Source organism: Salipiger sp. PrR003, assembly GCF_010500785.1.
GTDB lineage: Bacteria > Pseudomonadota > Alphaproteobacteria > Rhodobacterales > Rhodobacteraceae > Salipiger > Salipiger pacificus_A.
Genome location: NZ_JAAGOV010000062.1, coordinates 1 through 22,676, shown reverse-complemented (window position 1 = coordinate 22,676; position 22,676 = coordinate 1). Strand labels below are relative to the sequence as shown.

21 protein-coding genes and 3 pseudogenes are annotated in these 22,676 nt (G+C 65.7%); 16 read left to right on the top strand and 8 right to left on the bottom strand.

Annotated elements, in window-relative coordinates; all coding sequences use genetic code 11:
- Positions 1-184: 184 nt before the first annotated feature.
- The 5 genes and pseudogenes from G0D83_RS22145 to G0D83_RS22125 all read left to right on the top strand — a co-directional run bounded on the left by G0D83_RS22145 (position 185) and on the right by G0D83_RS22125 (position 6,332).
- Positions 185-1,222, top strand: a complete 1,038-nt coding sequence (locus G0D83_RS22145; protein ID WP_164196825.1) for an aldo/keto reductase — start codon at positions 185-187, stop codon at positions 1,220-1,222.
- 15 nt (positions 1,223-1,237) lie between these two features.
- Positions 1,238-1,660, top strand: coding sequence for an RbsD/FucU family protein (locus tag G0D83_RS22140; protein ID WP_164196824.1), 423 nt, complete (start codon positions 1,238-1,240; stop codon positions 1,658-1,660).
- A gap of 53 nt (positions 1,661-1,713) precedes the next feature.
- Positions 1,714-2,490 (top strand): amidohydrolase, encoded by a 777-nt coding sequence (locus G0D83_RS22135; RefSeq protein WP_203595641.1) that lies wholly within the window; start codon positions 1,714-1,716, stop codon positions 2,488-2,490.
- Positions 2,491-2,737: 247 nt separating this feature from the next.
- A pseudogene (locus tag G0D83_RS22130) lies at positions 2,738-4,215 on the top strand (aldehyde dehydrogenase (NADP(+))); the annotation flags it as partial.
- A gap of 509 nt (positions 4,216-4,724) precedes the next feature.
- Positions 4,725-6,332 carry an FGGY-family carbohydrate kinase gene (locus G0D83_RS22125; RefSeq protein ID WP_164196823.1) on the top strand — a complete coding sequence of 536 codons (1,608 nt, stop codon included), beginning with the start codon at positions 4,725-4,727 and terminating at the stop codon, positions 6,330-6,332.
- A gap of 20 nt (positions 6,333-6,352) precedes the next feature.
- Here G0D83_RS22125 and G0D83_RS22120 read toward each other — a convergent pair whose 3' ends face one another.
- The 7 genes from G0D83_RS22120 to G0D83_RS22090 all read right to left on the bottom strand — a co-directional run bounded on the left by G0D83_RS22120 (position 6,353) and on the right by G0D83_RS22090 (position 13,790).
- Positions 6,353-7,390 (bottom strand): aldo/keto reductase, encoded by a 1,038-nt coding sequence (locus G0D83_RS22120; protein ID WP_164196822.1) that lies wholly within the window; start codon positions 7,388-7,390, stop codon positions 6,353-6,355.
- Between the two features lie 38 nt (positions 7,391-7,428).
- On the bottom strand, positions 7,429-8,064 hold the full coding sequence (locus tag G0D83_RS22115; protein WP_164196821.1) for a dihydroxyacetone kinase subunit L: 636 nt from the start codon (positions 8,062-8,064) through the stop codon (positions 7,429-7,431).
- 4 nt (positions 8,065-8,068) lie between these two features.
- On the bottom strand, positions 8,069-9,070 hold the full coding sequence (locus G0D83_RS22110) for a dihydroxyacetone kinase subunit DhaK (protein WP_108970035.1): 1,002 nt from the start codon (positions 9,068-9,070) through the stop codon (positions 8,069-8,071).
- A gap of 4 nt (positions 9,071-9,074) precedes the next feature.
- Positions 9,075-10,145, bottom strand: a complete 1,071-nt coding sequence (locus G0D83_RS22105; protein ID WP_203595640.1) for an ABC transporter permease — start codon at positions 10,143-10,145, stop codon at positions 9,075-9,077.
- Complete coding sequence (locus G0D83_RS22100; RefSeq protein WP_164196820.1) at positions 10,142-11,689, bottom strand: sugar ABC transporter ATP-binding protein; 1,548 nt, start codon at positions 11,687-11,689, stop codon at positions 10,142-10,144. Before G0D83_RS22100 ends, G0D83_RS22105 begins: the two co-directional genes overlap by 4 nt.
- A gap of 67 nt (positions 11,690-11,756) precedes the next feature.
- Positions 11,757-12,746 (bottom strand): substrate-binding domain-containing protein, encoded by a 990-nt coding sequence (locus G0D83_RS22095; protein WP_164196819.1) that lies wholly within the window; start codon positions 12,744-12,746, stop codon positions 11,757-11,759.
- Between the two features lie 30 nt (positions 12,747-12,776).
- The gene (locus tag G0D83_RS22090; protein ID WP_108970038.1) at positions 12,777-13,790 is read right to left on the bottom strand and encodes an ABC transporter permease; all 1,014 of its coding nucleotides are present in this window, start codon (positions 13,788-13,790) and stop codon (positions 12,777-12,779) included.
- Positions 13,791-13,965: 175 nt separating this feature from the next.
- Here G0D83_RS22090 and G0D83_RS22085 point away from each other — a divergent pair, with 175 nt between their 5' ends.
- Entirely contained in the window at positions 13,966-15,012 is a 1,047-nt protein-coding gene (locus G0D83_RS22085; protein ID WP_108970039.1) for a LacI family DNA-binding transcriptional regulator, read from the top strand.
- Positions 15,013-15,015: 3 nt separating this feature from the next.
- On the opposite strand, the gene G0D83_RS22080 is transcribed toward G0D83_RS22085, so the two are convergent.
- On the bottom strand, positions 15,016-16,029 hold the full coding sequence (locus G0D83_RS22080) for a LacI family DNA-binding transcriptional regulator (protein ID WP_164196818.1): 1,014 nt from the start codon (positions 16,027-16,029) through the stop codon (positions 15,016-15,018).
- Between the two features lie 159 nt (positions 16,030-16,188).
- Between G0D83_RS22080 and G0D83_RS22075 the strand changes: the two genes are divergently transcribed.
- From G0D83_RS22075 to G0D83_RS31935, 10 genes and pseudogenes are all read left to right on the top strand, one after another.
- On the top strand, positions 16,189-17,169 hold the full coding sequence (locus G0D83_RS22075) for a tripartite tricarboxylate transporter substrate binding protein (protein WP_108970041.1): 981 nt from the start codon (positions 16,189-16,191) through the stop codon (positions 17,167-17,169).
- Between the two features lie 14 nt (positions 17,170-17,183).
- Entirely contained in the window at positions 17,184-17,639 is a 456-nt protein-coding gene (locus tag G0D83_RS22070; RefSeq protein WP_164196817.1) for a tripartite tricarboxylate transporter TctB family protein, read from the top strand.
- A gap of 10 nt (positions 17,640-17,649) precedes the next feature.
- The gene (locus G0D83_RS22065; protein ID WP_108970043.1) at positions 17,650-19,170 is read left to right on the top strand and encodes a tripartite tricarboxylate transporter permease; all 1,521 of its coding nucleotides are present in this window, start codon (positions 17,650-17,652) and stop codon (positions 19,168-19,170) included.
- Positions 19,167-19,952 carry an HpcH/HpaI aldolase/citrate lyase family protein gene (locus G0D83_RS22060; RefSeq protein ID WP_164196816.1) on the top strand — a complete coding sequence of 262 codons (786 nt, stop codon included), beginning with the start codon at positions 19,167-19,169 and terminating at the stop codon, positions 19,950-19,952. The genes G0D83_RS22065 and G0D83_RS22060 overlap by 4 nt, the downstream gene beginning before the upstream one ends.
- Positions 19,953-20,208: 256 nt before the next feature.
- On the top strand, positions 20,209-21,210 hold the full coding sequence (locus tag G0D83_RS32855; RefSeq protein WP_164196815.1) for a Gfo/Idh/MocA family protein: 1,002 nt from the start codon (positions 20,209-20,211) through the stop codon (positions 21,208-21,210).
- Between the two features lie 36 nt (positions 21,211-21,246).
- Entirely contained in the window at positions 21,247-21,462 is a 216-nt protein-coding gene (locus tag G0D83_RS32850) for a GntR family transcriptional regulator (RefSeq protein ID WP_108970047.1), read from the top strand.
- A gap of 93 nt (positions 21,463-21,555) precedes the next feature.
- A complete protein-coding gene (locus tag G0D83_RS32845; RefSeq protein WP_164196828.1) occupies positions 21,556-21,744 on the top strand; it encodes an FCD domain-containing protein in 189 nt (62 codons plus the stop codon).
- Between the two features lie 54 nt (positions 21,745-21,798).
- Positions 21,799-22,161 (top strand): transposase, encoded by a 363-nt coding sequence (locus tag G0D83_RS22040; RefSeq protein WP_164196814.1) that lies wholly within the window; start codon positions 21,799-21,801, stop codon positions 22,159-22,161.
- 72 nt (positions 22,162-22,233) lie between these two features.
- A pseudogene (locus G0D83_RS22035) lies at positions 22,234-22,403 on the top strand (integrase core domain-containing protein); the annotation flags it as partial.
- Positions 22,402-22,595: pseudogene (locus G0D83_RS31935) on the top strand (hypothetical protein); the annotation flags it as partial. The pseudogenes G0D83_RS22035 and G0D83_RS31935, both read left to right, overlap by 2 nt.
- Between the last annotated feature and the right edge of the window lie 81 nt (positions 22,596-22,676).

Below are 22,676 nucleotides of genomic sequence, written 5' to 3'. Positions count from 1 at the left end.
CAGTTCGCCTGCCCCGTGCCATCGCCGATACGAGCTTGCTCACTGGGATGTTGAGCGGAGTGGAACCGGCAACCAGCGTCACTTCGCTGCGACGCTCTCCGCTGCTGATCGGGGTCGCGGTGGTGGTTCTCGCCCCCTACTGCGCACACTGGCCCAGACGCAAAATTCCTGAAGGGAGCCCTGTATGACCATCACCGCATCCACGCCCCGGCCGGTCGGCGATACCGGGCTGACCCTGACCGCCCTTGGCATCGGCTCGGCACCGCTTGGCGGCCTCTATGCCGATGTTTCGCGAGACCAGGCGCTGGCCACGCTTGAATGCGCTTGGAACCTTGGCATCCGCTATTTCGACACCGCACCGATGTATGGGCTCACCCGCGCGGAGCATCTCGTCGGGCACGTTCTGCGCGAGAAGGACGACAGCTACGCGCTCTCGACCAAGGTGGGCCGGCTGATGACCACTGAGCGGCACGGTCGGCCACTCCCCCCCGAACCGCCGAAGAACCCGCTCGATCCGGGCTTCGTCAACGCCCTGCCCTTCCGCGAGGTCTTCGACTATTCGTATGACGCCATCATGCGAAGCTATGACGACAGCCAGCAACGCCTCGGCCTGCGCCGGATCGACCTGCTCTATGTCCACGACATCGGCCCGGTCACCCACGGCGAGGCGAACGCCCATCATTGGAACGCCCTGACCAAGGGCGGCGGCTTCCGCGCCCTTCAAGAGCTGAAATCTGCTGGCGACATCAAGGGCTTCGGGCTTGGCGTCAACGAATGGGAGGTGATCCGCGACGCGCTGGAGGAAACCGACCTCGATTGCTGCATGCTGGCTGGGCGCTATTCGCTTCTTGACCGCGATGCCGAAGACAGCTTCCTGCCGATCGCGCAAAAGCGTGGTGTCGCGCTGGCGCTTGGCGGGGTCTATAATTCCGGCATTCTCGCTGCACCCAAGGGCGGGCGGCGCAAGTTCAACTATGCCGACGCACCTCCCGAGATCATCGCCCGCGTCGAGGCGCTTCGCGAGGTCTGCGACGGCTACGGCGCGCCATTGGCCGCCGCAGCGATCCGCTTCCCCATCCGGCACCCTGCTGTCACCTCTGTGGTGATCGGCGCCAAGACCCCCGAGCAGCTTCAACAGAATGTCGACTGGTTCGGTACCGAATTGCCGGACGGCCTCTGGTCCGATCTCGAAGCCGCGCTTCTCGCGACCAAAGGCCACTAACAAAGGGTTTCGACAATGCTCAAAAGTATCGACCCGCTGCTCACCGGGGACCTTCTCGCCATCCTGCGCGACATGGGGCACGGCGACGAAATCGTCCTGACCGACGCCAACTTTCCGGCGGCCGCCTTGGCCCGGCGCCTGATCCGCCTGCCGGGCATCGGTGTTGACCGCGTCGCCGAAGCAATTCTTTCGGTCATGCCCCTCGACGATTTTGTCGTTGCCCCTGCCGCCGCCATGTCTTCTCCCGACGGTCGCCCGCCGATCTACGATGACTTTGATCGCATCCTTTCCGGTGCGGCAGGCGCGCCGGTCACGATGGAAGAGATTGACCGCTTTGCTTTCTACGACCGCGCAAAGACCGCCTATGCCATCGTGGCGACGGGCGAACGGCGGCTCTACGCCAACCTCATTCTCAAGAAAGGAGTCCTGCGGGCATGACGATCGACGCCCATCAGCACTTCTAGCAGATCGATCGCGGAGACTACGCTTGGATGACGCCGGACCTGACCCCGCTCTTGCGTGACTTCGGGCCCGAAGACTTTGCGCCCCTGATGGCCAAGGCCGGGATCGAACGAACCATTGTCGTGCAGGCAGCGGAGACCGAAGCGGAGACCGATTTCCTGCTCGAAATCGCCGCCCGGTCCGATTTCGTCGCGGGCGTGGTGGGCTGGCTCGAAATGACGTCCCCGGATTTCGCCAGGCGGCTCGAACACTACATGAACCAGCCGAAGTGGGTGGGGCTCCGGCCGATGCTGCAGGAGCACGATCCCACTCTCATCACCTCGGACGCCTTCCGGGCCGCCCTCTCGGAAGTCGCGCGCCGCAGCGTGCCTGTCGACATCCTGACCTTCCCCCGGCATCTGCCGGCGCTCTTGCAGGTGCTGCCCGACGTGCCCGGTCTGCGCGGCGTTGTCGACCATATGTCAAAGCCGGACATGACCACCGGCGAATTCGGGCAATGGGGGCAGGACATCACCCGCATCGCCGCACACCCGAACCTTTCGTGCAAAATCTCGGGCGTGGTGACTGAGGCAGGGGCGGATTGGACCGCAGAACGCATCCGCCCCTTCCTGAGCCACGTGGCACGGGCCTTCGGTCCCAACCGGCTGATTTTCGGAACCGACTGGCCGGTGTGCACGCTCGCCGCGACCCATTCAGAGGTCACCGAACTGGCCTGCGCGCTGCTATCGGACCTCTATACGTCCGAAGACCTCACCAAGATCTTCGAAACCAATGCTGCGGAGTTCTACCGGCTGCCTGCACCCTGATCTGCCCGATACCACGCTTCAATGCTTGGCTTGGGCACAGCGCCTTGCTCAGGCCCTTATCCCGTGGGGTGAACCTCGATAGAAGGCTGGAGTTTGTCGAGACACTCACACGGCGGGGCGTCTCATCACGCGATCACGACGCACATTCCACCGGCAGAGATCCAAACATCAATGCACGAGCAGACGCCGGAAAGGACGTTACCATGCACGGCACGACACGGATCTTCACCCGCACGGCAAACACCTAATCTTAGGCGAATGGATCGCCACCAAAGCGCAATCTTCCTCCCAGGCCGTTACCGGCCCGGTGCACCAGTTCCCCGTCCGCACCCTTGATCTGGTTGATCAGGCCTTCAAGGCCGCCGAAGACGCTACGGCTACGCCAGCGGCGAGAGCAGCGCGAAATTCCTCGAGGCCATCGCCGACGAGATCGAGGTGCGCGGCGAGATGACAACCGAGATTGGCCGTTGGAAAACCGGCCGGCCCGAAGGCCACCTGCAGGGCGAGGGTGGCCGCAGCACCGGCCAGCTGCGTTTGTTCACTGAACGCATCCTGAAGGGCGATTATCTCGACATCCGCCATGATGAGGCTCTGCCCGAACGCCAGCCGCTGCCGCGCCCCGACATCAAACTGGTGCATCGCCCGACCGGCCTGGTTGCCGTCATTGGTGCCTCGAACTTCCCGCTCGCTTTCTCCACTTCGGGTGGTGACACCGCTGCCGCGCTGGCCGCGGGCTGCCCTTGGTCGTCAGGGGCCACGGCGCGCACCCCGGCACCGGCGAAATCGTCGCAGAAGCGATCCTCGCCGCGATCGAGAAGACTGGCATGCCCAAGGGCGTCTTCCCGCTGGTGCAGGGCGGCAAGCGCGACGTCGGTCAGGCGCTGGTGCAGCACCCGCTGATCAACGCCGTGGTTTTCACCGGCTCGCTGGGCGGCGGTCGCGCGGTGTTTGATCTCTGCGCGCAGCGCGACGTGCCGATCCCCTTCTTCGGTGAGCTGGGCTCGGTGAACCCGATGTTCATGCACCCCGAGGCGATGAAAGCGCGCGGCGCTGACATCGGCACCGGTTGGGCCGGCTCGCTCACCATGGGCGCCGGCCATTTCTGCACCAACCCCGGCATCGCGGTGGTCGAAACCGGTCCCGAGGGCGACGTTTTCGTGGCCGCGGCTGCCGCGGCGCTGAAGGGCGTCACCACCCAGTGCATGCTCAACGATGGTATTACGCAGACCTATAAGGACGGCAAGTCGCGCTTCGATGGCCGCAATGCCGTGAAACCGTGCAGCCGGTGCTTGTCACCGACAGCGAGGACCGCAACGCGCTGCCCAACCTTTTCGAGACCGACGCCGCCAATTACCTGCAGGGCCACGCGCTTGACGAAGAGGTCTTCGGCCCGCTCGGCCTAGTGGAGCGTGTTTCGGGTCCGGACGAAATGAACCAACTGGCGCGCGGCTTCGAAGGCCAGTTCACCGCGACGCTCCATATGGACGAGGGGGACACCGCCCCGGCGCAGCGCCTGATGCCGGTGCTCGAGCGCAAGGCGGGCCGGCTGTTGATCAACGGTTCCCCACCGGCGTCGCGGTCCGCGAGGCGATGGTGCAGGGCGGCCCGTACCCGGCCCCGACCAACTTCGGCGCGACCTCGGTCGGCACCATGTCGATCCGCCGCTTCCTGCGCCCGGTCAGCTATCACAACCTGCCCGATGCGCTGCTGCCGGTCGATCTGAGTGCAGTCAGCGATATTATCGCTTGCTCAGTCCTTGCAGAATGCACAGTGAACCATCCCTGTGACTCACAAATCAGGGAACATTCGTTGCCACGGACCGAGCCATCAGAGAATTGAACGCGCGACCGTCTTCGACTTGGCTCCGAGGCGCTCCGTTCCGCCGTCTGGGCGCCGGCTGCGCGCGAGCCCTAATCCGGTATTTGGGAGCGTAAGGCAAAAACGTGTGCTTCAAACCTGCCGTCAGGTGCCACTCCAAGGTCGCGCTCGAAGGGAGTCGCGGGACGGCAACTCTCAGAAGGCCACAATCAGCGAAAACCCAAAGCAAAAAGGGTCAAACCTTCATAACGCAGGAGCTGAGCTTCCTTGTCATCACGATCGCAAGCGAGCATGGTGTCCACTCTGAGGCGTCGCCCGCCAACGCGAAGATCTCCACGTTTCTAGCGCGTCGGACACTTCGGAACTCGCGAGACCAACTGTATTACGGCTCCAGCAAGGCGGCGTAGGGAGGCCAGATGACGTTTATCGGTATCGACGTGGGAACCGGCAGTGCGCGCGCCGGGGTGTTCGACGAGCGCGGAACGCTGCTCGCCGCCAGCGGGCGCGAGATCACAATGTGGCGTCCCCGTCCTGGCTGGGCACAGCAGAGCAGCGCCGATATCTGGGAGTCGATCTGCGCCGCAGTGCGCGAGGCGGTCGCGGCCTCGGGCGTCCGGCCGGAGGAGGTCGCAGGACTCGGCTTCGACGCCACCTGCTCGCTGGTGCTGGCGGATGCCGCGGACCGGCCCGTCTCGATCGGCCCGGAGGGCGCGGCCGGGCAGGACGTGATCGTCTGGATGGATCACCGGGCGCTCTCGGATGCCGAGGAGATCAACGCCATCGGCGGCGCACCGCTGCGCCACGTCGGCGAAGTGATCAGCCCCGAGATGCAGATGCCCAAGCTGCGCTGGCTCCAGCGCGAGATGCCGCACCGCTTCGCCCGCGCAGCGCACCTGTGGGATCTGCCCGACTGGCTGGTCTGGCGCGCCTGCGGCAGCCGGGCGCGCTCGCTCTGCTCGCTGGTCTGCAAGTGGACCTATCTCGGCCATCTCGGGCTTGAAGGCGAGGGTTGGGATGACGACTTCCTTTCGACGATCGGCCTCGACGCGCTGACCGGCCCCGAGGGCCACGCGCGCATCGGCACCGAGATCGCCACCCCCGGCACCCGGCTCGGCGGGCTGACGGCGCTGGCCGCGGCCGAGCTTGGCCTGCCCGAGGGCATCGCGGTCGGCGCGAGCCTCATCGACGCCTATGCCGGGGCGCTTGGCACGCTGGGTGCGGGTGCCGCGCAGAGCCTCGCAATGATCGCCGGGACCTCGACCTGCCACATCGCGGTGACCGCCGAGCCCGCCTATGTGCCGGGCGTCTGGGGGCCCTATTTCGGCGCGCTTCTGCCCGGGCTATGGGTCAACGAGGGCGGGCAGTCTGCGGCCGGGGCACTCATTGACGCCCTCCTCGCCCGCCATGGTGCCTATCCTTCGCTGAGAGCCGAAGCCTTGGCCGCGGGCCGGCACCCCGCCACCTTGCTCGATGCCCGGCTCTCCGAGATGGCAGAGGATACGGCCACGCTCACCCGTTCGCGCCACGTCCAGCCCGACGCGCATGGCAACCGCTCGCCGCTGGCCGCGCCCTGGCGCAGGGGCGGCATCGACGGAATCACGCTCGACACCGGGCGCGACGATCTCGCGCTCGACTACCTCGCGACGCTGCAGGCGCTCGCCTACGGCACGCGGCACATTCTGGAAGAGATGCGCGCCGCCGGGGCCGCGATCGACAGCATTGTTGTCTCGGGCGGGCTGGCGAAGAACGCGCTCTACCTGCGCGAGACGGCGGATGCCTGCGGTGTCCCGGTGATCGTCCCGGAGGCCCGCGAGCCGGTGCTTCTCGGCTCGGCCATGCTCGGCGCAGTAGCGGCTGGGGCGCAGCGCTCGCTCGCCGAGGCGATGCGCGCCATGGCCCCCGCGGTGGAAGAAATCGCGCCGCGGGGTGGTGCAATTGCCGCCTACCATGACGCAAAGTACCGCGTGTTCCGCCGGATGCAGGCGGATCACGCGGCCTATCGCGAGATAATGGCGGCGGGGTGAAATCCCCTCGCCCTGCCGGGTCACCCGTGCAGGGCGCGCTCGGGCCCCGCGAAACGGGCCCTGGCGAACTGCGCCTGGTGCCAGTGCGGATAGATCAACGGCGGGCGGCTCACCGCGTCGATGCGGGCGAGTTCGTCGTCGCTGAGATCCACGTCGAGCGCGCGCAGGTTGCGCTGCATCTGTTCTGGCGCGCTGGCACCGACCACCAGCGAGGCCACCGCCGGACGGCCCAGCGTCCAGGCCAGCGCCACCTGCGCCGCCTCGACCTCATGCGCGGAACCGATCTCGGCCAGCACGTCGACGATGTTCCACAGCCGATCCCAGTCGCGGATCGGCGGCTCGGTCCAGCCTTTCGCCTGCCGGCTGCCCTCGGCGAAACCGTCGCGGCGGTGCTTGCCGCTGAGCAGCCCGGCGGCGAGCGGGCTCCAGACCGTCACCCCCAGCCCCTGGTCGAGAGAGATCGGCAGCAGCTCGTATTCCGCCTCGCGCGCCTCGACGGTGTAATGGATCTGCTGGGTGACAAATCGCGTCAGATTGTGTCGCTCCGAGGCCATCAGCGCCTTCATCAGCTGCCAGCCAGTGTAGTTCGAGCAGCCGGCGTAGCGGATCTTGCCCTGCCGGGTCAGCGTGTCGAGCGCCTCCATGGTCTCCTCGACCGGGGTCAGCCCGTCCCATTCGTGGATGTGGTAGATGTCGATGTGGTCGGTGCACAGCCGTTTCAGGCTGCGCTCGCACTCGCGGATCAGGTGCCAGCGGCTGGCGCCCTCGTCGTTCGGCCCGTCCCCGATGCGCATCCGCGCCTTGGACGAGATCAGCACCCTCTCGCGCCGCCCCTCGAGCGCCGCGCCGAGGATCTCCTCGGCCAGACCCGTCGAGTACATGTTGGCTGTATCGAGCAGATTGATGCCGTGATCGAGGCAGGTGTCGATGAGCCTTTGCGCCTCGGGCACCCCCTGCGCGCCCACCATGCCGAAATCGCCCTTGCCGCCGAAGGTGAAGCTGCCCATGGCGAGCGCCGAAACCCTCAGCCCGCTGCGTCCGAGTTGCCTGTAATGCATGTTGTCTCCTTCTGTGCGTCGCGGTCGTGGCGGCTGGCTCAGCCCTGCGCCGCATCCCGTGCCACGTCGCGCATGACCTCGATAAGGATCAGCGCCACGGTGCCGCCGGCATCCGGCAGGCCGCGCGATTTTTCCTGGAAGGCCGCCGCTTTGCCGTGCTGCGCAACCATCAGCTTGGTCGCTTCCAGCGCTTCTTCCGCGGCCTCTGCCGCGGCCTCCAGCGCCCCAGAAAGACCCACGTCGCTGCCCTCGAGCGCGGCGGCGATCGGGTCGAGCACGTCGAGTACCGTCTTGTCGCCGAGCTGCGCCTTGCCGCGCTGCGCCACACCGTCCGCATAGGCGCGCCAGAAGGCAGCCGCCTCGGCGGTGCCGAACTGCTCGGCGCCCTCCAGCGCCTTGAAGCCGCGCAGGAAACCGGTGGCCATCAACGTGCCCATGGTCGAGGGCGCGGCCTTGGCCAGCGCCGCCCCCGCCGCCTTCATCTGCCCGGCGACGGACGCGCCCTCGAGCCCCTGCACCGCCTCGTTGGCGGCGGCAAAGCCCTTGGACATGGTGATCCCGAGATCGCTGTCGCCGACCTTGCCGTCGAGCGCGATCAGCGCCTCGCGCTCGGCCGCGAAGCGCTCGGCCCAGGCGGTGTAGAGCGAGCGCATCTGCTCCGCAGTCAGTGCCATGGTCTTATCCCTTGATGTGCTTGAAGAACGGCGTGTTCGCCGGCTCGGCAATCAGCGGCTCCAGCTCGTCGTCGAGGTGCAGCACCGAGATCGACGCCCCGGCCATCTCCATCGACGTGGCAAACTCGCCGAGCCAGCAATGGCGGATCCTCACGCCGCGCTCCTCCATCAGGATCGAGACCCGGCGGAACAGGACGTAGAGTTCCTCGAGCGGCGTGCCGCCGAGGCCGTTGAGCAGGACGGCCACCTCGTCGCCGGAATTGTAGTCGGTCTCGGCGAAGATCTTCGCCATCATCGTGTCGACCACCTCGTCGGCGGGCTTGATCGTCTCGCGCGAGATACCCGGCTCGCCATGGATGCCCATGCCGATCTCCATCTCGTTCTCGCCGATCTCGAAACCGGGCTTGCCCACCTCGGGCACGATGCAGGGCGAGAGAGCTACCCCCATGGTGCGGGTGCGGGCGCGGGCCTTGTCGGCGATGCGGGCGACCTCTTCGAGCGGCAGCATCCGAGCCGCCGCCGCGCCGGCGGCCTTGTAGAGAAAGAAGATCCCGGCCACGCCGCGGCGCTTGTGCTCTTCGCCGACCACCGAGGAGGCGACATCGTCATTGCCCATCACGGTGCGGGTCGCGATGTCCTCCAGCTCGGCCAGCTCGCCGGCCATGTCGAAGTTCATGATGTCACCGGTGTAGTTGCCGTAGAGGTAGAGCACCCCGGCGCCCTGGTCGACGTATTTGGTCACCTCGAGGATCTGGTCCGAGCTCGGCGACTGGAACACCCCGCCCACGGCGCAGCCGTCGAGCATGGTCTCGCCGACGAAGCCGAGGAAAGTCGGCAGGTGTCCCGAGCCGCCGCCGGTGACGATGCCCACCTTGCCGGGCACGGGATTGGCGGTCACGTAGCAGCGCAAGTCGCCTGCGGCATAGGTCACTTCAGGGTGGGCGCGGTAGATGCCGTCGAGCATCTCGTCGACGAAGGCCTCGGGATTGTTGAGAAACTTCTTCATGGGCTCACTTCCGGGTTCGGGATTGCAGTTTACGGCGGCGGGTCACGAAGAAGGCCGCGGCGAGAAGGATGAAGGCGCCGACCACGACGCGCTGCCAGGTCGAGGGGATGCCCACCAGCACCAGCACGTTATTGACTACGGTGATCAGCAGCACGCCCGTGACGGTGCCTAAGACCGAGCCGGTGCCGCCGGTGATCCGCGCCCCGCCCAGCACCACGGCGGCGATCACGCCGATCTCGGTCCCCACGAGGTCGAAGGGATTGGCCATGCGGTTGGCGCAGACGTGCACGATCCCCGCCAGCCCGGCGAGCCCGCCAGCGAATGCGAAGACGAAGAGATGCACCCGGCGCTGGTCGTAGCCGAGCCGAGCCGCCACCTCGGGGTTGCCGCCGGTGGCAAATATCGCGCGGCCCATCAGCGTGCGGTTGAAGATCACCCAAGTCAGCAGCGCGGCGGCCGGGAAGACCAGGAAATACCAGGGCAGCGTCACCGTCGCGCCGTTCGCGGTGGTGACGTCGAACATCGAGGCCTTGCCGAAGGCGACCATCTGCGGCGGCAGCTCCATCAGCCAGACCGTGCCGACAAAGGCCAGCAGGATGCCTCGGAACAGGTATTGCGTGCCGATGGTGACGATCAGCGCCGCCACCTTGAGGCCGTGCACCAGCCAGCCGTTGACCGCCCCGAGCATGGTGCCGCCGAGCACGGCGATGACCAGGATTGCCGCCATCGGCAGCCCCGGCGCGACCTTCAGCACGAAGAGCGTCAGCGAGTACATGGTGAGCGCCGCGATTGCGGTGAAGCTGACGTCGATACCCCCCGCCGCGAGGATCGCGAAGACCCCCAGCGCGAAGAGCCCGGTGACCACCGAGGCGCGCCCCATGTCGATCAGCGAAGTCGGCGACAGGAAGGCCGGGTTGATCACCGCCACTGTGACGCAGATGGCGATCAGCAGGCACAGGCTGACCAGTTCCGGACGGCGCGCGAAGGTCTCGGCGATACCCGGGCGGCGGCGGGCCGCGGCCTCGGCGGTCTCTGTCGTGTCTGCGGTATCGAGGGAAGATTGGGTCATGGTCATTCAGCGGCCTCCAGCTGGGAGGCGAGCATTGCCTGGTAGATGTCGTCTTCGCTGGCGGTCGCACCGGCGACCTCGGCCGCGACCCTCCCGGCGTTCATCACCAGGATGCGGTCGCAGTTCTGCAGCAGCTCGGGCAGGTCGTCCGAGACGATGATCAGCCCGATGCCGCGCTCGGCCATGGCTTGGATGGCGCGATAGATCGTGTCCTTCGAGCCCACGTCGACGCCCACGGTCGGCCCGTGCAGGACCAGCAGGCGCGGCTCGATGCTGAGCCAACGGCCGATCAGCACCCGCTGCTGGTTGCCGCCCGAGAGCGTCCCCACAGGCAGGTCGATGTCGGAGGTGTTGAGCTGCATCTCTTCCGAGATGCGCCGCGCGGCGGCGCGGGCCTTGCTACGATCGACGGTGCCGAGCGGTCCGAGGATGCGGTCGAGGATCAGCGTCACCTCGTTGTCGAGGATCGATTTCTCGATGAACAGCCCCTCGCCCAGCCGGTCCTCGGGCACGTAGCCGATGCCAAGCTCGATGGATTGCGCGGGCGTGTCGATGCGCACCGGCGCGCCGGCCATGCTGACCCGCCCGTCGGTGATCGCGCGATGCCCCGACAGCGCCAGCGCCAGCTCGTTGCGGCCCGAGTCCGACAGGCCGGTCACGCCGAGGATCTCGCCCTTGTGCAGCACCGTGCTGACCCCCTGGAAGGCCTCGTCCGAACCGAGCCCCTCGAGGCGCAGCAGCTCCTCGCCCGAGGGCGCGCCCGAACGGTAGCGCCGTGCCTCGATCTCGCGCCCGGTCATCAGCGCGCTGAGCTGGCTGCGGCTGTAATCCTCGATCGGCCCCTGCGCCACGCATAGCCCGTCGCGGAAGACGATGGCCTGGCCGCCGATGCGGTAGCATTCCTCGAGCTTGTGGGTGACGAAGAGCACCGCGACATTCTGTGCGCGCAGCCGGCCGACCACCTCGATCAGCGTCTCCACCTCGTGCCGCGTGAGCGAGGTCGTCGGCTCGTCCATGATCACCAGCCGCGCGTCCTGGGCAATGGCGCGGGCGATGGCGACACGCTGACGGATCGCCAGCGGCAGGTCCGACACGCGGGTGCCCAGCAGCGTCCGGGTCGGCTCCAGGCCGACCTCGCGCAGCGCCTTGGCCGCGGTCTCGCCCAGCTTGCCGCGGTCGAGCCAGCGCAGCATCCGACCGTGCCCGCCGACCAGCTGTTCGCCAAGCGCGACGTTCTCGGCGACCGTCAGGTTCGGCAGCAGCGAGAGGTCCTGGTAGACGGTCTCGATCCCCGCCTCGAGCGCCATGATCGGGCTCAGCGCGGCGTGGTGCACCCCGTCGAGCAGGATGTCGCCCTCGGTCGGCGCATGGGCGCCGGACATGATCTTGATGACCGTGCTCTTGCCGCAGCCGTTCTCGCCCAGCAGGTGGTAGGCCTCGCCGGCGCGCAGGGTCAGATCGACCCCGCGCAGCGCGTGCACGCCGCCGAACCGCTTGTGGATGCCGCGCAGCTCGAGAAACGGCTGATCCTGAAGATCGCTGTGGGTCACGGGAAATGCGCCTCTTGATCGGATGTGTCCGAGGGCGCGGTCAGGCGCCCCCGTGCGCAGGGCAACCTCAGAAGAGGTAGTCCTTGTAGGTGTCCTTGTCGGCCACCACCATGCCGTTGCCGATCAGCAGCTTGCCGTCGCCCGGGCCATCCTTGAGCGTCACGCTCTCATAGCCCTCGACGCCGAGATCCATGCCATCGGAGAGCTCGCCGCCCTCGAGCAGCAGCTTGGCCACGGCGTTCATCGCCATTCCGGCCTTCTGCGGATCCCAGAAGCCGATCGCGGTGATCGCGCCGCTGTCGAGATAGGCCGCCGAGGGGTTCGGCAGACCGGTGCCGACGAGGCAGACCTGATCGGTCAGACCGGCCTCCTCGATGGCGCGGCCCACGCCCAGCACATCGTTGCCCGCCGAGGTCTGGAAACCCTTGATGTCGGGATGCTTGCGCAGCACTTCCTTGGCCTTCTCATAGGTGCCGTTGGCGTCGTCAAAGCTCTCGTTGTTGGGATCGACCAGTTCCATGCCTGGGTACTTCTTGGCATTCTCCTCGCCGGCACCGACCCATTGCATGTGGGTGCGGCTGCCCAGCGAGCCGACGAAGGTGGTCCACTTGCCCTCGCCGCCCATGCAGTCCGCCAGACGCTCGTTCAGCGCTGCGCCATACTCGGCGTTGTCGAAGGCCTCGACATCCACCATCGTGTTCATCTGGTTGTCGGCCTCGTGGGTCACGATGATCGTGCCGCGATCAATGGCACGCTTGAAGATGCCTTCGAGGATTGCCGGGTCCATCGGCACCACCGCCAGCGCGTCGGTGCCCTTGGCAATGAGATCCTGCACGATCTGCAGCTGCTGGGCGCTGTCCGCCTGCGCCGGGCCGACCTGGCTGATGGTCATGTCAGGGTTCTGCTCGGCAAAGAGCTCCACCCCGGTCTCCATCCGGTCGAACCACGGAATGCCGCTGATCTTGACCACCGTGGTGATCGTGCCCTCGGCCATCGCGGCGCTAGCGGCGGTGACCATCAGGGCCGCGGCGCAGCCCAGTTTGAACGTCTTCTTCATGGTATACTCCTCCCTAGAGTTCCCTCGTACTCAGACCTTCGACGCGCGAGGGACCCGCGCCGAAGTTATCCCAGCGGCCAGCCTCTCGATGAGTTCGAACCGCCCCACCGCGAGGAAGGCGAGCAGCAGCGCGCCCCAGGCGAAGTCGCGGACGAAGTTCGACAGGCCGATGAAATTCAGAAGGCTCGACAGCAGCTGCAGCACCACGGCCGAGAGCACGACGCAGAACACCCGCCCGTAGCCGCCCTCGGGCCGTACCCCGGCCATCACCGCGATCAGGATCGCGATCAGCAGGTAGCTGGTGCCATAGTCCCACTTCACGTTGACGTTGCGCGCGGCGATGATCACCCCCGACAACCCCGCCAGCGCGCCGGACAGCGTATAGGTGACGGTAAAGACGGTGTTCTTCGAGAAGCCGCTGAAGTCCGCCGCACGCGCGTTGGCACCGGTGAGCATGAGCCGCATCCCGAAGGGGGTGAAGCGCAGCACCCCGCCCAGCACCAGCGCCACGCCCAGGAAGATCAGGAAGCCGTAGGGCACGCCGAGGATAACCCCGTTGCCCAGCTCGTAAAGCGGGTCCGGCGAGCCGATGGTCACCGACCGCCCGTCCGAGAAGACCACCGCCAGCCCGGTGAACAGCATCTGCGTGCCCAGCGTGCAGAGGATCGGCGTAATCCCCAGACGCGAGATGATCAGCCCGTTCAGCAGCCCGCCGAGTGCCCCCACCACGAGCGCACCGAAGGCGAAGGCGAGGGTGAAGGCCCAGGGCGCCTCGTAGGCCGAGAAGAGCTGCGTCGCCACCAGCCCCGACGCCACGCCCGACAGGTTCGCCAGCGCGATGCCCGACAGGTCGATCCCGCCGTTGCCGGCGCACATGGCCAGCATCACGCCGATCGCCAGAAGCCCGATCTCGGGCACCTGGGTCGCCATGGACTGCAGGTTGAACAGGGACAGGTAGGTACCGCCCGAGGCGACGCCGCCGATCGCCAGCAAGACGATCACGAGCACCCAAAGAATTGCCAGGCGGCCATCTAGCTTACGCATCCTCTCCTCCTAGGATTTAGTAAACTTACCCTTGATTTAGTAAATCGCTAACAAATAATTCAGGAGCGTTCAATAGTCTTTCCGTTGCAGTCACGAAGGCGTTCTGTCTTGAACATTCCTGCGTTCGGAACGATGTTTACTAAACAACACCAGCGCCAGGGGCCCGCGACAAACCATGACAAAACAAGAGAAAAAGCCGGTCACCCTGCGTCAGGTCGCCGAATGTGCCGGGGTTTCCGCCGCCACCGCCTCGCTGGTTCTGAACGGCAAGGGCGACATCTCGGAGGCGACTCGCCAGCGGGTGCTGAGCGCCGTGCGGCAGATGAAATACAAGCCCCGCAACGGCCGCACGCGCCCCGATTCCGTCAACACGCTGCGCTTTCTCAAAATCGCCCGCCACGGCCACACGGTGAACCGCGACCACAATCACTTCATCTCCGACTACATCGACGGCATGTCCTACGAGGCGACCCGCCGGGACTATTCGCTGCAGGTCGAGAGCTTCGAGGGCACCGACGTGGACAAGATCGCCGAGTCCCTGCGCTCGGGCGACCTGCGCGGAGCGGTGATCCTCGGCACCGAGCTGACCAAGGAAGAGGTGCAGTGCCTCGCCCGCGCGCCCCTGCCGGTCGTGTTCATCGACACCTACCACCCGCTGCTCGACCTCAGCTTCGTCGACATGGACAACGACCAGGCGGTCTTCGCGTTGCTGCGCCACCTCGCCGGGCGCGGCTTCCGGCGCATCGGCATGGTGGCCAGCCACACCGCGGTGACCAATTTCGCGCTGCGCCACGACGCCTTCCTGCGCGGCATGGCGGCGCTGGGGCTCGAGGCGGACGAGACGCTGATCCTATCGGTGGATTCGACGCTCGAGGGCGCCTACAGCGACGGACTCGCCCAGCTTGCTGCCGCCCCGCGCGTGGCCGAGGCCTATTTCTGCGCCAATGACATGATCGCCTTCGGCTTCATTAAGGCGCTACGCGAGCACGGGCTGCGCATCCCGGAGGATGTCTCGGTCGTGGGGTTCGACAACCTGCCGATGAGTGCAATGAGCGAGCCCGCCCTTAGCACCATCGAGGTGCCGAAGCGCCGCATCGGCGCGATGGCGGTGCGCCTGCTCGACGACATGCTGATCGCCACCGCGCCGGAGCCCGCCACCAAGGTGCTGATCAGCGGCGCGCTCGTCGGCCGCGAAAGCGTCGGGACTCCAAGCGGCGACTGAGGATCAGCGCGGCGCGGGTCCGACCGTGCCGCGGCGGATGAGCGCCGGGGGCAGCACCGAGACCTGCGCCGGGGACTCCCCGAGCAGGCAGCGCGCCGCGGCGCGGCCGATCTCGGACTTGTCCACCGCCACCGTCGTCAGCCCGGGCCAGGTAAACGCCGCCTCGTCCATGTCGTCGCAGCCGATCAGCGACACCTCCCGCCCCGGCTCGAGCCCCAGTTCGCGGATCGCGGCCAGCACCCCGAAGGCCACCAGGTCGCTGAAGCAGACCAGCCCGGTCGGGGCGTCGGTTTCCCGCAGCAGGTCGAGCGCTGCCGATCGCCCGAAGGCCCGGCTCGTCGGCCCGTGACGGACCAGCGGCGGCGGCAGCCCGGCCTCCGTAAGCGCGGCGCGGAAGCCGCCAAACCGCCCGCTCGCGGTCGAGGTGTCCTGCCCGCCGCCGATCCAGCCGATGCGCCGATGCCCCGCCTCGATCATGCACTCTGCCGCCAGCCGCCCGGCAAGCGGGTCATCGTTGACGAACTGCGGCAGCGCCACCCCCTCGACCTGCCGCGAGAAGATCGCCGTGGGCACGATCGGCGTCGCCCCGGGTCCACGCGGCAGCAGCACGTCGAGATCGGTGGGGCCAGTGCCGTGTACCGGGCAGATCACGATCCCGCCCACCCCATGCTCGAGCGCAGTCTGCAGGAAGCGCCGTTGTTGATCGAGGCTCTCGCGCGCGACGCCGAGAAAGACTTTGCGGTCGCGGGTGCAGAGCTCGTCCTCGATCTGCACGAGGAACTCGTTGAACACCGGGTTGGACAGGTCGCTGAGGCAGACCGCGACGAGGTGGCTCTCGGCTCGGCGCAGGTCGGCGGCGGCGCGGTTGTAGATGTATCCGAGCCGCACTGCGGCCTGGCGCACCGACTCGGCCGTGGCGGCAGGAATCCGGGGATGCGCGCGCAGCGCAAGCGAGACGGAGGACACCGATAGCCCCAGCTCCTCGGCGATGTCGCGCAGCGTCGTTCTTTTTGTCATGCCATTCCCGCCTTTATTCCTTCAGTATCCGCGCGCTTTCGCCGAACCAATCAAAAAATGCTTAGTCAAACGATTGACTAGAGATGGTATACCATGGTCCAACTATCCCCGGGCACTGTCGGAGGATGCTTTGGGGCAGTGCATCAATGGGAGGATTACATGTACAGATTTGCACGGGTGGCCGTTTGCGCCGCCGCCATTGCCACGTCCGGAACCGCGGTGCTTGCGCAGGACAGCTGCGATTGGAAACCCGACCGCGCGGTCACCTACATCGTGCCCTGGGGCGCAGGTGGCGGCACCGATGCCAACTCGCGGATGCTGGCGAGTCTTCTTGAGAAGTCCTGGGGCGTGCCGTTCAACGTGGTGAACCGCACCGGCGGGAACGGCGTCACCGGTCACTCGGCGATCTCGCGCGCCGAGCCCGACGGCTACACGGTTGGCGCTGTCACGGTCGAGATCAACACCATGCACTGGGTTGGCCTGACCGAGATGACCTACGAGGACGTCACCCCTATCGCGCTGATCGACATCGTCCCCGCCTCGGTTCTGGTAGGCAAGAAGAGCCCGTTTGGTACTGTCAACGAACTGCTCGACTATGCGCGAGAGAACCCTGGCGAGCTGACCGGCTCGGGCACGTCCCTCGGGGGCATTTGGCACCTGGCCCTGGCCGGGATGCTGAACGCCGAGGGGATGGCCCCCGACGCGATCCGCTGGATTCCCTCGCAGGGCGCCGCCCCGGCGCTGCAGGAACTGGTCGCGGGCGGCGTCGACGTCGCCACCCCCGCCCTGTCCGAGGGCAAGACGCTCGTAGAGTCCGACGAGGTCAAGGCGCTGGCCTACATGCACCACAGCCCGATGGAGGCGCTGCCCGATGTTCCGCTGACCTCCGAGGCTCTCGAAAGCGGCTGGACCCTTGCGGCCTACATATCCATCTCCGGTCCCGATGGGATGCCCGCGAACATCGTGTGCTCCTATGAAAAGGCTGTGGCTGAAGTCGTCGCCTCGCAGGAGTGGGCCGACTTCAAGGCCAGCCGCGGCGCCGAGGTGGTCGACATGGGCGCGGAAGATCTCGCCGCGTACATGCAGCAGCAGGACGCAGCGCTCGGCGAGGTGATCCAGGCCGTCGGCCTCGCCAAGTAAGCGGGCCGGGACAAATGACTGCAACACGGGACATCGTGACGGGGGCGGCGCTTGTCGCCCTCGGCACACTGATGATCTGGATCGCCTCGGGCTTTCCGCAGATCGGCGCCATGGCTTTTGGCCCCGACCTCTTTCCGCGCATAATCGCCTCAGGGCTGATCCTGTCGGGGCTCGGCATCCTTCTCGAGGCGGCGCGCGGCATCGCCCCGGCAAGCGAAGGAAGTCGCCTTCAGGCGCTGCCGATCCTGATCTTGCTGGCGTTGGTGGCCGCCTTCGCGGTCCTGTTGCCGGTTCTCGGATTTCACATCGCTGCGGCACTGGCGCTGCTCATTGCGGTGTGGGTTTTTGGTGGCGGCTGGCCAATCGCGACTGCCGTGGCGCCGCTCGCGCCCATCGTCCTGCATTTCGTGTTCTACAGCGTACTGCGGGTGCCGCTGCCATGGGGCCCACTAACCCAGGTGGCCTGGTAGGGGACTGGTCATGGACATTTTTGCGATCTTCACCGCCGTGCTTGAACCGCACCTCATGGCGACGGTTCTGCTGTGCACGCTCTACGGCGCCTTCGTCGGCTCGATGCCCGGGCTCACCGCTACCATGGCGGTCGCGTTGCTGGTCCCCTTCACCTATTTCATGGGCCCGGCGCAGGCGGTGGCGGCCATCGTCGCCACCACCACCACCGCAATCTTCGCTGGCGATATCTCGGGGGCGCTGCTCAAGATGCCCGGCACTCCCGCCTCGGCAGCCTATGTCGAGGACAGCTACGCGCTGGCCCAATCCGGCAAGCCACGCACCACGCTGTTCGTCTCACTGTTTGCCGGGGTCCTCGGCGGTATCATCGGGGTGATCCTGCTTGCCTTAGCGACACCACAGCTCGCCCGGCTCTCCGCCAGCTTCTCAAGCGACGAAGCGTTCTGGCTGGCGACGCTGGGGCTTAGCTGCGCAGTCTTCGTCGGCGGTGCATCGGTGGCACGCAACTTCGCATCGCTTTTCATAGGACTCGCTATTGCCACGGTCGGCATCGACGTCGCCGTGGGCCATCCGCGCTACACGTTCGGGCTCATGGATCTCTACGACGGTGTCAGCTTCATCCCGGCGATGATTGGCCTCTTTGCGCTGTCCGAACTCCTGCGCAATGCCGGTTCGGGCGAAGAGACCAAGCTGCGACGGATCAAGATCGAGCCACTCAGCGCGGCCCTGTGCGGCGCGCTGCACGAGATCCGCACCCGCTGGGTTTCAGTGATGCGCTCGGGGCTCGGCGGTACAGTAGTTGGCGCTCTGCCCGGTGCGGGCGCCGACGTGGCCGCGTGGATCGCCTACGCCCTGTCGCGGCGGTTCTCGCGCACTCCGGAGAAATTTGGCAAGGGCCATCTCGAGGGGATCGTTGACGGCGGAGCCGCGAACAACGCCGCCGTGGCGGGTGCATGGACCCCGGCGCTGGTATTTGGCATCCCCGGCGACAGCGTAACCGCCATCGCGATCGGCGTGCTGCTGATGAAGGGCCTCACGCCCGGTCCGGATATCTTCACCACCGATGCCAACCTCGTCTACACGATCTTCGGCGCCTTCTTCATGGCCAACCTGCTGATGCTGCTTACCGGCGGACTAGCAGTCACCGTAGCAACCTACCTTCTGCGCATCCCTCGCGCCGTGTTAATGCCGCTGGTGCTCATGCTCTCACTTATAGGCGCCTATGCCATCATGGGCAGCACGATGGCGATTTGGATCGTCCTGGTTCTCGGACTGCTCGGCTTCGTCATGGCCTGGGCGCAGATCCCGCTCGCCCCGGCGATCCTCGGCATCGTTCTCGGCAAGGTGGTCGAGGGCAACTTCATGGTATCGATGATGAAAGCGCAGGGCGATCTTACAGGCTTCTTCGAGCGCGGCACCGCCGCAGTGCTGGGCGCAATTACCCTCCTCGTGTGGGGCCTGCTGCTGCTCCGGGCGGCGCTCGAGATCATTGGCAAACGTTCTTCACATTCTGAAAGGGAAGCAAATTCATGACTGGCAAGAACAAGCTCAAGGCGCGGCTCCAGGCCGGCGAAACCGTCACCGCCGCGTGGCTCGAGTTTGGTACTCCCGAGGTGGCAGAACTTCTCGTGCACACCGGCTGGGACGTGGTGGTGATCGACTGCGAACACGGAACCGCTGGGCTCGAGGAAGGGCTCGGACTGATCAGGGCCGTTGAGGCCGCGGGCGGACAGGCTATCGTTCGCGTCCCCGATTGCTCGGAGGCTACGCTGAAACGTGCGCTCGACCGCGGCGCGCGTTCGCTCATGGTGCCGATGGTGAGCTCTGCGGCCATGGCGCGCGACATTGCTGCCTTCTGCCAGTATTCCCCCCGCGGTCGTCGGGGCTATGCAGCCCCTATCGTCCGCGCCTCGGACTACGGCAAGCGTACAGACTACGCCAAGACCGCTCATGACGAGCTGCTGATCATGGCGCAGATTGAGCATGTCGACACGGTGCGCGAGGTCGCCGAGATCGCGGGCATCGAGGGTATCGACATGGCCTTCGTCGGACCCAATGATTTCGCCGCATCAATGGACCATCTCGAGGACATGACCCACCCCGACGTCCAAGGCCAGATCGCTGAGGTCGAGAAAGTGGCGCGCGCCGGAGGGCTGATGCTAGGAACAATCGTCGGCGCAGGCCGCAGCTATGCCGACCTGCGGGAAGCGGGCTATAGCTTTATTGTTGGGCCGAACGACATCAGCCTGCTGGCCGCGGCGTCGCGCGCCGCGCGGGCCGAAAGCGAAATGAACCTTGGTTGCCGAGGCAGTTGAGCCGACTGACTTGTGAATTCCGAAGTAAACACTGGCTATGAAGTACTACGGGAGTCCCGGCGAAGTGCACCGAATTTCCTAACGGATATGCTCAAGAGGGCCTTCGCCGACCTCGAGGCCACTTTCTTCGATCAGATGCCGAACCCCGGCTTCCATCGGAGATGGTTAGGAGAGTAGCCTCACGTCTGATTGGTTCGAATTTGTAGTAGCGCAAATTTGGGCGAGACAGGCAAACAGAACCAAGGAAGGGCCAAAAGTGGCTAGTAACAAGCTTAGGGTCGCGATTGCAGGGGCCGGAGCGATCAGCCAATTTCACCTCATCGGATGGCAGGCACAGGCAGACGTTGAGATTGTTGGGATTTGCGACCCAGACAAGGACAAAGCAAACGCACGAGGGGAGGCCTTTGGTATCTCTCGCGTCTTCGCCGACATGGCGGAAATGCTGGACGAGACCCAGCCCGACGCCGTCGACATCATCACTCCGGTGGGCAGCCATGCGCGGCTGGTGCGCATCGCCGCCGACAAGGGCGTGCACGCGATGTGCCAAAAACCCATGACCCCTACGGTGGCCGAGGCAGAGGCTCTTATCGCTGATGTGGGTGAGCGCGTGCGTTTTATGGTCCATGAAAACTACCGCTTTCGTCCGCATTACGCTGAGCTCGCGCAGCGGATGCAGGACGGGGAGGTCGGCAGGTTGCGTCATGCCCGGATGACGGTCCGCGCCTCGGCAGTATGGGACTACGAAGGCAAAGAGCCCTTCCTACTGGGACGCCAGCCTTACCTCACAGACTTCCGGCGCCTCTTGGTCTTCGAAGTTCTGATCCACCATTTGGATGCCCTCCGCGCAATCATCGGCGAAATGGACGTGGTCAGCGCAACCCTGGACCGCATTAACCCGGCGCTGAAAGGCGAGGATGTCGCGTTGATACAACTCCGAGCTGAGAATGGTGCACTGGTCGTCATCGATGCCGACATCGCCGCTCCCGGACACCCGCCACTTCCGACAGACAGGTTAGAACTATTGGGCGATGCCGACACGCTAATTTACGATCGCGACCGGATCACGCTACTCTCGCAACCGGACGCCGTGTCACAGCATGACCTCACGGCCAACTACCAGGCCTGCTTCACCGGTGCGGTTACCGACTTTACAGAAGGACTGCGCAGCGGGCGAAAGTTCCAGACCGACAGGCTGGACAACCTCAAAACATTGCGGCTTATGGAGAGCATCTATCGCGCGGCGGGGGTCGAAGTCTAACCGCACGCACTTCTACGACGGATACAAACTTGAGCGGTGCCAGAAAGACCATCCTTCGCAGATCAGTTCTATAAGCACCTTCTGACGCGGAATACCGACGGAACTTGCGAATTGCGCATCCGTTTGCCCAACGAGGAATCTCTCACGCAAGAGTTCGGCGTATCGCGGCCCGTCGTTCGGGCCGCACTTGCCTGGCTCCGCACCAAGGGCATTGTCCAGTCACGCCGAGGGTCTGTGGCGGCTACGTCGTAAGCAGGTTGGGCGGCGTCCCGGCGGGACCAAGAGGACCTTCGCAAGATCGAGAAGGCACTGCGAAAGTTGGAAACTCGCTAGCAGGAAAAAGAACTGCCGACAGAAGCAGACCAGCGGTTTCACCTCGCCGTCGCGCGGGCCTCACACAACGTGTTCTTTGTCTGGACGCTTGAATCGCTGCGACACCAGATCGCTTTCGGCGTGTCCCTATCGCTTTCACTGACGATTCTGGATGAACGTAACCGACCGGTTGAGGCCGCCTGCCGGTTGGAGGCGACCTGATCTAAGACACGTGCTTAACGGCGTCCTTTGCGACCTGTCTTAGATGGAGGGGTCATGCTGGGCGAAGTTCTGGGCGTTGAGCGACGCCGACGGTGGAGTGACGACGAAAAGCTCGAGATCGTGCTGGCGGCTGGTGCTGATGGGGCGACGGTGACCCAGGTCGCTCAGCGCTACGAGGTGACACGCTCTCAGATTTACGGGAGGCGGCGGGACCTGAAGCAAAAGGGTCTCTGGTCGCCCGGTCACGGCGCTTACTTCCTTCCCGTCGATTTCCCGGAGTCGGCAACTCCAGCGCCCACGCCAACCAGATCGGTTCCAGTGGAGTTGCGGTTGGCCAACGGGAGATGCTTGAGGTTCGACAGCGGCATGGACGGAGAAGCTCTGACGCGGCTGATCCGGGCCGTCGAGGCGGTATGATCGGCCCGGGAACGGGCGTGCGGGTCTACCTTGCCTGCGGCGCCACAGATATGAGGAAGGGCATTTCTGGCCTATCCAGCCACAATCCGCGTCGATTAGGGCAGCGAGTTCATCTCGAAGGACATGGACTATGGGCCTATGCCAAGGGCGTGACGCTGGACTTCTCGCGTCCCGGAAAACCCACGGACAACGCCTTCATTGAGGCGCTCAACGGGCGCTTCCGGGCGGACTGCCTAGACAGCCTCAGTGTTCGGTGACGCCAAGATGACCACCAGCCTCGCGATCAGCGACGCTCGCGGCTTACTACACCACGCCGCGGGGCACTATCCTGCCACATCCTCGAGACCGGAAACGACAGCTTCCGCTTCAAGGACAGCGCGGCCGCAGCCACGCGGAAAAAGAGGGAGGGAAGCCATGTCTTGACCCAATCATGACCCCCTCAGCATAATCCAAGGTGGGTCACTTCTCGATGGAACGCCCGGGTCATGTATGGATACCCCCGTTCGCGCAAGATG